The following is an 8,617-nucleotide window of genomic DNA, read 5'->3' as shown; positions in this document are numbered from 1 at the left end:
ATGCAGAAGCCCAGCATTTGTGACCATGAAACTCAAACATTTTGTTTAATAATTCCCTGTCCATTACCAAACCTCCTTTGTTTAATTTTGTTAAATGCAGTTTAAAATTTTTAAAGAGATTTTGTCAAGAAAAAATAAAAAATTTTTATTATGAGAAGAATTTTCAATTAAGTAATCCGCCTGCTATTGGGGGAAAAAGACTTAATTCATCTCCATCTTTAAGCTTTATTGTTAGGTCATGAAGAATGACTCCATTGAGGACAATTATAAAAGGTTTTTTATTTAATGAAAGCTCATCAATCAGCTGACCAACAGAACTCTCTGCTGTAAGTTCTACAAAAAGATCTCCCTCTTCATTCTTTGGAAAATCTTTTGCTGATGTTATTCCTCCAAATAGTTTTACTGTGACTTTCATAAAGGTGCTGGAGCCTGCATATAATGCAGGCTCCTAATTTTTTACCAATTAAAAACCTGATCAAGCTCTTCGTCTTTTACTTGAAATACAACATTATGTGGTGGAATCGGCTCTTTATAGAAGAATCTCGGAAGTCTGTCATGCTGTTTTGTAAATCCTGCACGGGTATTAAAATCTCTTTCAAATTTGAGAACCTTTTTACCATATTCAACAACATCTTTATCAGTCATTGTCCAGCCATAAAAGGCATTTAGCATGTCAAGAAGTGCCTGATTTGTCTCTGGCTGATCAAGTAAAGCAAAGGCTATAAACAGGCACATTCCTGTTGAGTCAATAAAGGCTGTTGCAATCTGAAGATTACGGGAGAGATCAACCTGTCCTTCTGGTTTTAGAGGATCAATAAACCCACCTGTTTTTAAGACATTAAGTGCAATTGAATATCCTGCTGTATGATCTGCGCCCATAGGACTTGTTGCATAAGTAACTCCTATGCCTTGAACTGCTCTCGGATCATAGGCAGGAAGAGCCTGTCCTTTGACAACAGGAACTCTTTCAACTCCAAAGGCTCTGCCTGTGAAAGCTGCACCATTGCCGATAATCCTTCCAAGAGGAGTTCCTTTGCCTACTTCATGAAGCAGATTTATTGCACCATCAGCATCACCCCAATTAAGAAGTCCTGCTTCCATAGCAACTGCTATTGTCGCACCCATTTCAATTGTATCCAATCCGTAGTTATCGCATAAAAAATCCATCATCGCAATTTTGTCTATGTCATCAATCCCGCAATTTCCACCCAATGCCCAGACTGTCTCATACTCAGGCTGTTTTGTAAGGTAGTGACCATCTTTATCATGATAAATTCCTGAGCAGCGAATTACGCATCCACGGTGACAGCCATGAGTTGGATTTCCACCTCTTTGTTTTTCAAGCTCTGCCTCAACTTCACCACTGATTTTCCTTGCTCCTTGAAATCTTCCTTCTTTAAAGTTGTAAGTTGGATATGCACCAACTTCATTTATTATGTTCGTGAGCACATTAGTTCCATAGGCAGGAAGACCTTGTCCGGTTACAGGATGTTTCTGAAGCCCGGCGACAAAGCGTTTGTTTGCATCTTTAAAGGCTTCGGCATCCTTTGGCTGTCTTGGAGTTGTTCCCGTATCATCAAGAACAATAACTTTTACTCCCTTTGATCCCATTACAGCTCCAACACCACCACGGCCTGCATGCCTGGTAGGTCTTATTTCCATATCTGTTATTGCTACTGAGGCTCCTGAGAGTTTCATCTCTCCCGCAGGACCAATGCTCACACAAGCTATTTTTTCACCATATTCCTTTTTCATCTTTTCAATTAAATCATAATTAGAAAGCATCTTAAGGGAGTTGTCCTTTTCAATCTTGACTCCCTCTTTGTTAATGTAAATTTTATATGTGTCATCTCCTTTTGGTTTGCCTTCAAGAACAATTGCTGCGATTCCGAGTCTTCCAAGAACCTGTCCAGCCTGTCCACCAGCATTTGCCTCTTTAATTCCTCCTGTAAGAGGACTTTTGCAACCAACAGAAGTCCTTCCTGACATGGCAGCAGCTGTTCCACCAAGAAGTCCACAGGCAATTACAAGTTTATTGTCAGTGCTCAGGGGATGACACAGAGGATCAACTTCTTTTGAAATAATTGCTGATGTAAGAGCTCTTCCACCAAGTCCTTCATACTCACCCAATTCTTCAAACTTTGCTACTAAGTCACTCATGTCAATTCTTAAAATCTTCATATAGCACCTCCTTTTTTTTTATAGATGTTCAATTATATCATACAATAAAACAATCCGCCACACCACAGGCAGGCTCCGCAGGGAACAGTGTTGGTATAGCAATCATAAAGAAACTCTTCAAATTCCATTAGGTCACAGAGAGCAAAATTGCAGTCATAACAGTAGGGGAAATCATATCTTAGAACAGATTCAATAAATTGACGATATGAAGGACAATTAAAAATCTCTATTGGATCCTTTTGTATTACATTGCCAAAGCTCCATCGTTTAATAGCCTTTTTAAGCCCACCAATGTAGCATGTAAAACTGTGCCATAGGAAATAACATGGCGAGACTTCTCCATCTACTCCCACATACATGCATTTTTCTTCAAGAAAATCGCATTTTCTCTGAGGTACAGGATTTGTTCCTGGAATCTGAGCGGAAATATTCGCTTTTCTGCATAATTTTTCAACTTCTTCAAGCACAGCCTTGACAGCATTGATTAACTCATCATCTCTGTTTATAAGATTTTGCATATGAAGCGTAAGTCCTTTTTCTGCAGCTTCATCATACATGGCTTTAAAAAACTTCATTGGCTCATTTTCTTCTGGGAAAAATTCTGGCAAAGCTTTTTTCTTCATGAGTTCAAGCCAGTCATTTATTGTGTATCCTTTATTTTCAAGTGAGCTTATCCATTTTTTAAAAATTTTTACTGACTCTTCATTGTTTGTTTCATAAGCAACTTTCTTTGAATTTTCCGGTGAATAGGGAATAAGATGTGAAAGAATTATAAAATCAATGCCATATTTCAAACTCTCTCTCACTGTAGAAACAATCTGTTCAAGGTTATCAGTAGTTATAACAATTTCTATCCCGCTTTTAAGATTGTTTGCTCCATTTGATTTTGCCCTGACAATAACATCAAGGGCTTTTTCTCCAAATTCAGGATCATGAAGCCCGCTAAGAGGCGTAAGACTATCAATAGAAACACAGACTTTGTTCAAACCTGCCTTAATAAGCTCTTTCAGTTTTTCATCATTTAACAATGCTCCATTTGTTTGAAATCCGATATAGGAATTCTCAGGCATGTAAGTTTTTGCAAAAGCAATAAATTTTTCAAGTTCTGGATGTAATAGAGGCTCCCCGATTCCGTTTAATACAAGACTTTTTAAATGAGGAAAAACGGTTTTAAGTTTTTCAAATGTCTCCAAATTCATATCAATGTCAGGCTGATGATAATTGGGGCTCTGCTTAGGACAGATTTCACAATGAAGATTACATTTTGTCGTAATTTCTACAGATAGTCTTTCAGGAAAATTCACGTCCCCATCTGCCAGCTGTGTAAATACTTATATTGCTCCTCTGTTAAAATGTCAATCTTTATACCCATAGCCTCAAGTTTTAGTCTTGCAATTTCTCTGTCAATCTCTGCAGGCACAGAATATACCTTTTTTTCAAGTTTTTTTGCATTTTTATATATATATTCAGCAGAAAGAGCCTGATTTGCAAAACTCATGTCCATAACTGCTGCTGGATGTCCTTCTGCTGCAGACAAGTTTACAAGACGACCCTGTGCAAGAAGATAAATTCTTTTTCCATTTTTAAGTGTATATTCTTCTACGAAATCTCTTACTGTTCTCTTTGATTTTGAGATTTTTTCTAAGCTTTCAATATCTATCTCTACATTAAAATGCCCTGTATTTGCTACTATGCTTCCATCCTTCATTTTAAGAAAGTGTTTATCAGTAAGCACATTAATGTTACCTGTAACAGTTACAAAAATATCTCCTGATTTTGCTGCTTCAAGTCCTGGCATTACATCAAAGCCATCCATTACTGCTTCAAGTGCTTTAAGTGGATCAACTTCTGTGACAATAACTCTTGCACCCATTCCCCTTGCTCTCATAGCAACACCTCTACCACACCAGCCGTAGCCGCATACAACAAAAACACTTCCAGCAAGAAGTCTGTTTGTTGCTCTCAAAATTCCATCTATTGTGCTCTGTCCTGTTCCGTAACGGTTGTCAAAAAGATGTTTTGTATAGGCATCATTTACAGCAATAACAGGATACTGAAGTGCTCCATCCTCTGCCATTGCTCTCAGCCGGATTACTCCTGTTGTAGTTTCTTCTGTTCCTCCTAAAACATTTTGAAGAAGCTGTGTTTTTTCTTTATGAAGCGTTGATATCAAATCTGCTCCGTCATCCATTGTTATATGTGGTTTTATATCAAGAACCTGATAAATATGCTTGTAATATGTATCTCTGTCCTCACCTTTAATTGCAAAAACTGGAATTTTATAAAATTTAACAAGAGCTGCAGCTACATCATCTTGAGTGCTTAAAGGATTTGATGCACATAGTGCAAGATCTGCTCCAGCTTCTTTAAGAGTAATCATTAAATTGGCTGTCTCTGTTGTCACATGAAGGCATGCAGCAATTTTTACTCCTTTCAAAGGCTTTTCTTTTTTAAATCTTTCCCTGATCATTCTTAAAACAGGCATATCCATCTCTGCCCATTCAATTCTGAGTTTGCCTTTTTGAGCTAATTTTATATCCTTTATATCGTGTTTTAACAAAGCTCTGCCTCCTTTCTTAAAATATCTGCCATGTCTGTTTGCTCCCATGTAAAATCAGGATCAGGTCTTCCAAAATGACCATAGGCAGCTGTTTTCTTGTATATTGGTCTGCGAAGCTTAAGCTTATCAATAATTCCTTTTGGTGTTAAATCAAAAACTTTTTTAACCACTTCTTCTAATTTAAAGTCTTCTATTTTACCTGTTCCAAAGGTATTGATATAAACTGAAACAGGCTCTGGAATTCCAATTACATAAGCAATCTGAATCTCTATTCTCTTGCACAGTCCTGCTGCAACAAGATTTTTTGCAATATACCTTGCCATATATGAGCCAGAACGATCTACCTTTGTTGGATCTTTACCTGAAAAACATCCTCCACCGTGTCTTGCTATGCCTCCATAGGTGTCAACAATAATTTTTCTTCCTGTAAGACCTGTATCTCCCATTGGTCCACCAATTACAAATCTACCTGTGGGATTAATAAAGTATTGAACACTTTCTTCATCAAGAAGCTCTTTTGGTATAACAGGTTTTATAACTTTTTCAACTATATCTTCTCTTAATTCTCTCAATGTAATATCTGGTGCATGCTGAGCTGAAACTACAACGCTACGTACCTGATAGGGTCTACCATCTCTGTATTCTACTGTAACCTGAGTTTTTCCATCAGGCCTGAGATAGGTAAGAATATCTTTTTTTCTAACCTCTGCAAGCTTCATGGCAAGTTTATGAGCAAGCATAATAGGCATTGGCATGAGCTCTTCTGTTTCATCGCAAGCAAAGCCAAACATAAGCCCCTGATCACCTGCACCACCTGGGTCAACTCCCATTGCAATATCAGGAGACTGTTCATGGATTGATGTAATAACAGCACATGTCTCATAATCAAAGCCATACTTTGCACGGGTATATCCAATTTCTTTAACAGTTTCCCTTATTACTGAGGGAATATCAACATAACATTCTGTTGTAATCTCACCAGCAACCATTACAAGCCCTGTAGTAACCAATGTTTCACAAGCTACTCTTGCATAGGGATCCTTTGAAATCATTGCATCAAGAATTGCATCTGATATTTGATCAGCAACTTTATCTGGATGTCCCTCTGTTACTGACTCTGATGTAAAAATGTAATCCTTTCTGTCTCCTAACATTTATATCCTCCTCGTTTTAATTGATTCAATCTATTTTGCCATTTTTATTAGCTCTTCTGCTATCTGAACAGCATTCAAAGCCGCACCTTTACGAAGATTGTCTGATACAATCCACATATTTATTCCATTTTCAATTGACTCATCCTCACGAATTCTTCCAACAAAAACCTCATCCCTTCCTGAAGCATAAATTGGCAGAGGATACTCATTTTTTTCAGGATTGTCCATAACAACCACACCAGGTGCTTTACTGAGAAGTTCTCGCACTTCTTTAGCAGTAATCTTTTTTTCAGTTTCTATATTAACGCTTTCACTGTGCCCTCTAAAAACAGGAACTCGGACTGTAGTAGCAGTAACCCTGATTGTCGGATCTCCCATTATCTTCTTTGTTTCATTAACCATTTTCATCTCTTCTTTTGTGTAACCATTTTCAAGAAACTTGTCTATGTGAGGCAAAACATTAAAAGCAATCTGATGGGGATAAACTTCTATTTTTATTTCTCTGAAATTAAGTAGATCTACTGTTTGCTGAAGAAGCTCATCCATTGCTTTTTTCCCTGTTCCAGAGACTGCTTGAAAAGTAGTAACCACAACTCTTTTTATTTTTGCCACATCATGAATTGGCTTCAATGCAACAACCATCTGAATCGTGGAACAATTGGGATTTGCAATTATTCCTTTGTGCCATTTAAGATCATGAGGATTTACTTCAGGAACAACAAGAGGAACCTCAGGATCCATTCTCCACTGGCTTGAGTTGTCAATAACAACACATCCACTTTTTGCAGCAATTGGTGCCCATATCTTAGACCTTTCTGCACCTGCTGAAAAAAGAGCTATATCTATGTCTTGAAAGGAATCTTCTTTCAAAGTCTCAACTGCGATTTCCTCTCCTTTAAAATTAAGCTTTACTCCTTCACTTCTTTCTGAAGCAAAAAGCCTTAATCTTTCAACTGGAAAATCTCTTTCCTCAAGAACAGCAATCATCTCATTTCCAACTGCTCCTGTTGCACCTACAACTGCTACAACATATTTTTCCTTCTTTTTAAGCATTTTTATCCCTCCAAAGGCAATTCTGTTACATATTTTGCAACCAAATCGCCAACTTCCCGGGTTGTATATCCCATTTTGCCTGCTGCAAGACTTTTAAGATGTTTGCTTGTGACTTCAATAACTGCCATTTCAATAAGTTTTCCTCCAGCTTCCTCACCAAGATGCTCAAGCATCATCCCACCTGCGCATATGGCAGCTAAAGGATTTATTACATTTTTACCTGTGTATTTCGGTGCAGAGCCGCCAATTGGCTCAAACATTGAAACACCCTGAGGATTTATATTCCCTCCTGCAGCAATACCCATTCCACCTTGAATCATTGCACCAAGATCTGTAATGATATCTCCAAACATATTGTCAGTTACAATAACATCAAACCACTCAGGATTTTTTACAAACCACATTGTTATGGCATCCACATGGGCATAATCTGTTGTAATATCAGGATATTCTTTTGCTACTTCATAAAAAGTTCTTTCCCACAGGTCAAAGGCAAAGGTTAAAACATTTGTTTTACCGCACAGGGTAAGTTTCTTCTTTTTATTACGCTTTCTGCAGTATTCAAAAGCAAATCTTATACATCTTTCAACACCCTTACGGGTGTTTATTGAAACCTGAATCGCTACTTCATCTGGTGTTCCTTTCTTAAGAAAACCACCTGAACCTGTATAAAGCCCCTCTGTATTTTCTCTCACAACAACAAAATCTATGTCTTCAGGCTTTTTATCTTTAAGAGGACAATCAACTCCTGGGTAAAGCTTTACAGGACGAAGATTTACGTACTGGTCAAGTTCAAATCTGAGTCTCAAAAGTATCCCTTTCTCAAGAATGCCTGGTTTAACCTGAGGATGACCAATTGCTCCGAGATATATGGCATCGAATTTTTTAAGCTCTTGTATTGCGCTGTCAGGAAGAGTCTCACCTGTGCGAAGATATCTCTCGCCACCAAAATCATAATAGGTGTAATCAAGCTTAAATCCCAGCCTCTGGCTTACTGCATCAAGAACTTTTATTCCCTCACGAATAACTTCAGGTCCTGTTCCATCTCCTGGAATTACAGCAATTTTGTAGGTCTTCATTTTATTACCTCCTTAGCTAATCTCTTTTTTGTCCATTCAACAAGTCCACCAGCTTTAATTAATTCCTGCATAAAAGCTGGAATTGGTTTTGTTTTGTATCTTTTACCTTTTGCTAAATTAACAATCTCACCACTATCCATATCAATCTCTATTTCATCTCCTTCAGTTGCCTCATCAATAAGCTCAGGAACCTCAAAAATTGGTAACCCGATATTGAAGGCATTCCTGAAAAATATTCTTGCAAAGCTTTTTGCAACAACTGCCTTAATTCCAGCTGCCTTAATTGCAATCGGAGCATGCTCACGGGAGGAGCCACATCCAAAGTTTTTTCCTGCAATGATTATATCTCCGGGCTTTACTTTTGAAGGAAAATCCTTATCCGCATCTTCCATAACATGCTTTGCAAGCTCTTTTGGATCAGATGTATTAAGGTATCTGGCAGGGATAATGGCATCTGTGTCAATGTTATCACCAAATTTCCAGACTTTTCCTCTTATTTTCATAAGTTTCTCCTTAATATTAAAGTAATTTATAATTTTACTGCATAAATCAAATAGTAATCAACTATCATTTTAAAGTTCATCTTGACA

8 protein-coding genes are annotated in these 8,617 nt (G+C 37.6%); all 8 read right to left on the bottom strand.

Annotated elements, in window-relative coordinates:
• Window positions 1-163: 163 nt before the first annotated feature.
• From ACP5O9_RS04745 to leuD, 8 genes are read right to left on the bottom strand one after another with little or no spacing between them, the layout of a single operon-like run.
• Window positions 164-415: a MoaD/ThiS family protein gene (locus ACP5O9_RS04745; RefSeq protein ID WP_353686143.1), complete on the bottom strand. Its 252-nt coding sequence runs from the start codon at window positions 413-415 to the stop codon at window positions 164-166.
• A 41-nt stretch (window positions 416-456) separates the two neighbouring features.
• Window positions 457-2,181, bottom strand: coding sequence for an aldehyde ferredoxin oxidoreductase family protein (locus ACP5O9_RS04740; RefSeq protein WP_424904991.1), 1,725 nt, complete (start codon window positions 2,179-2,181; stop codon window positions 457-459).
• A 32-nt stretch (window positions 2,182-2,213) separates the two neighbouring features.
• Complete coding sequence (locus ACP5O9_RS04735; protein WP_353686145.1) at window positions 2,214-3,485, bottom strand: radical SAM/SPASM family putative metalloenzyme maturase; 1,272 nt, start codon at window positions 3,483-3,485, stop codon at window positions 2,214-2,216.
• Window positions 3,482-4,789 (bottom strand): adenosylhomocysteinase, encoded by a 1,308-nt coding sequence (gene ahcY / locus ACP5O9_RS04730; protein WP_428723528.1) that lies wholly within the window; start codon window positions 4,787-4,789, stop codon window positions 3,482-3,484. Before ahcY ends, ACP5O9_RS04735 begins: the two co-directional genes overlap by 4 nt.
• Window positions 4,735-5,895, bottom strand: a complete 1,161-nt coding sequence (gene metK, locus ACP5O9_RS04725; RefSeq protein WP_353686147.1) for a methionine adenosyltransferase — start codon at window positions 5,893-5,895, stop codon at window positions 4,735-4,737. The genes ahcY and metK overlap by 55 nt, the downstream gene beginning before the upstream one ends.
• Before the next feature lie 30 nt (window positions 5,896-5,925).
• Window positions 5,926-6,948, bottom strand: coding sequence for an aspartate-semialdehyde dehydrogenase (locus ACP5O9_RS04720; protein WP_424904993.1), 1,023 nt, complete (start codon window positions 6,946-6,948; stop codon window positions 5,926-5,928).
• A gap of 2 nt (window positions 6,949-6,950) precedes the next feature.
• Window positions 6,951-8,027 carry a 3-isopropylmalate dehydrogenase gene (locus ACP5O9_RS04715; protein WP_428723527.1) on the bottom strand — a complete coding sequence of 359 codons (1,077 nt, stop codon included), beginning with the start codon at window positions 8,025-8,027 and terminating at the stop codon, window positions 6,951-6,953.
• The gene (leuD, locus tag ACP5O9_RS04710; RefSeq protein WP_353686150.1) at window positions 8,024-8,530 is read right to left on the bottom strand and encodes a 3-isopropylmalate dehydratase small subunit; all 507 of its coding nucleotides are present in this window, start codon (window positions 8,528-8,530) and stop codon (window positions 8,024-8,026) included. The genes ACP5O9_RS04715 and leuD overlap by 4 nt, the downstream gene beginning before the upstream one ends.
• Window positions 8,531-8,617 lie beyond the last annotated feature (87 nt).

Origin of the sequence: Thermodesulfovibrio sp. (assembly GCF_049969575.1) — a bacterium.
GTDB lineage: Bacteria > Nitrospirota > Thermodesulfovibrionia > Thermodesulfovibrionales > Thermodesulfovibrionaceae > Thermodesulfovibrio > Thermodesulfovibrio obliviosus.
The sequence above is the reverse complement of the archived record's forward strand: the minus strand, read 5'-3'. Positions and strand labels throughout refer to the sequence as shown.